1 protein-coding gene is annotated in these 400 nt (G+C 76.5%); it reads right to left on the bottom strand.

From position 1 onward, the window contains the following. Positions 1 to 400, bottom strand: a 400-nt coding sequence (locus EN804_RS34955; RefSeq protein ID WP_210237384.1) for a hypothetical protein, incomplete at both ends; no start/stop codon positions are given.

The following is a 400-nucleotide window of genomic DNA, read 5'->3' as shown; positions in this document are numbered from 1 at the left end:
CGCCCAGTTCGCCGGTGCGGCGCTGGCGCAGCCACAGCGGTCCATGGCCGAGCAGGCGGGCGAACACGCGCTCACGCAGGGCCAGCCGCGCGGCATCGGCCACATCGCCGGCGGCCGCCTGGGTGGCGCTGCCCAGCAGCGTGCGCAGCACCAGGATCACCGCCAGCCCTGCCAGCACCGGCAGCCCCGAGGCCAGCGGCGCGCGCTCCACCAGTACCTGCTGCACCAGCCAGGCGATGGCAGCCGCCTGGCCGATCAACAGGGCGCCGGACAGGCTGATGCACATCGCCGCCAGGCGCTGGCGGCCGCGCGCGGGCCGTGCCAGATCGGCCAGCCATGCACTGCGGCCGCGCCGCTGGCGGGTCGTTTCGGCGTCCTGGGACAGGCCGTCAGGGGTCGG

The sequence above is a fragment of the Mesorhizobium sp. M8A.F.Ca.ET.161.01.1.1 genome (genome assembly GCF_004792105.1).
Classification (GTDB): domain Bacteria; phylum Pseudomonadota; class Alphaproteobacteria; order Rhizobiales; family Rhizobiaceae; genus Mesorhizobium.
This window is presented reverse-complemented; position numbering and strand designations above follow the sequence as displayed.